Origin of the sequence: Gordonia gummivorans, from assembly GCF_022513585.1 — a bacterium.
GTDB lineage: Bacteria > Actinomycetota > Actinomycetes > Mycobacteriales > Mycobacteriaceae > Gordonia.
In genome coordinates this window covers 1-1,526 of sequence record NZ_JAKWBF010000072.1, presented here as the reverse complement: position 1 = coordinate 1,526, position 1,526 = coordinate 1, and the positions used below count along the sequence as shown (strand labels likewise).

The 1,526-nt window shown below is 64.2% G+C and carries 1 protein-coding gene; it reads right to left on the bottom strand.

All coding sequences use genetic code 11. The features are described 5' to 3' along the window. Positions 1–33: 33 nt before the first annotated feature. Positions 34–1,251: an IS110 family RNA-guided transposase gene (locus tag MKW15_RS24120; RefSeq protein WP_240862914.1), complete on the bottom strand. Its 1,218-nt coding sequence runs from the start codon at positions 1,249–1,251 to the stop codon at positions 34–36. Between the last annotated feature and the right edge of the window lie 275 nt (positions 1,252–1,526).

Here is a 1,526-nt window from a genome sequence, read left to right as displayed (position 1 = left end):
CGAGCCTCGAAGACATCCCAGGGGTCCAAGTTGTCAAGCGGCTTGGTCGTTGCGGTGTGCCCAGGCGGTGGTTTCGTCGTAGGGTTTCCCGGTTTTGAGGCAGCCGTGCAGGATGCCGATGAGCCGGTTGGCCAGGACGCGGAGCGCTTGGGAATGAGATTTCTTGTTGGCTCTGTGCATGTCGTAGAAGGCGCGGGCGCCGATACTTCCGGTGAGCGCGGATTGGGCCATGCGCATGGCAGCGTCGTTGAGTCGGTGGTTGCGGGCGTGACGGGCCAGCACGGCGTGAGATCGGCCAGAGGCTATGGTGCGGGGTGAGGTGCCGGCGTAGTTTCGGCGATGTTTGGCACTATCGTAGCGTTCGGGGTCGTCCCCGAACTCGCCGAGCATCCGGGCGCCGGTGATGTCACCGACTCCGGGCATGGACAGGTAGATCTCGGCGTCCGGATGCTTGTTAAAAGACTGGGCCATGGTGGTTTCGAGTTGATCGATCTGGGTGGTGAGCGCGGCCAGCATGCCGACCGTCGCGGTCACCGTGGCCGCGTAACCGGCGGCCAATTCGGCGGGCACGTCCAGGTGTCCGGTGCTGCGTAGGGCCTGCTGGATTTCGCGGGCACGATCATCGATATTGCGTGGGCGGCCACCTTTTTTCAGGGTTGCGCGGATCGACGACAACGACAGCTTCGCCCCCTGGGCGGGGGAAGGGGCACGCCGCAGCACACTGAGCGCGTCCTTGTGGTCGAGGTCGTCGCCGAAGGCGGCCAACGCGGCCGGGTAGAAGGCCTTGAGCTGGGCGCGCAGCACGTTCTGCTGCGCTGAGCGCGCCCACACCAGGTTCTGGTGGGTACGGGCCATCACCTTGATCGCATCGGCGGTGACGCTGTCAGCGGCGATGATCCGATGGTTGTGGCGGTCGGTGCGCACCAGATCGGCGAGCACTTTGGCATCACCCTTGTCGGATTTGGTGCCCCCGACATGGTGTCGGTCGCGGTAGCGGACCACCGATTTCGGGTTGATCGCATACACCTGGTAGCCGGCGACCACCAGCGCCGATACCCACATGCCGTGATCGGTTTCGATCCCGATCACCACCTGGGCTGGGTCGGTGGCGTGCCGGGCCAGCAGCGCGTGCATCGCCCGCACTCCGGCGACCCCTTCGGGCAGTCGCCGGATACCCAGCGTGGTGCCGTGTTCGTCCATCACGCACACGTCGTGATGGTCATCTGCCCAATCATTACCCACGTAAATCAAAAGCTACCTGCACCTTTCGGATCTGGCCGTCAATCTGGGCAGTGAACCTGACGGGATCCGTTCGCGCGGCCTAATGGCTCAGTGCTCACCCTCAAATGTTGCGGAGGGGGCACGACATCCCAGTAGCGCTAGAACCGATCCCCACCCCGGCCGGGCCACGGTCTTCGAGTAGAAATCCACCAACGTGGTTTCAGCCCTAGTCATAGTGGTCACCGGCGGGGCAGGCTCACAGTGGACCAGCATCCCATCGGGAACCGATCCACCCCCATTAGCCC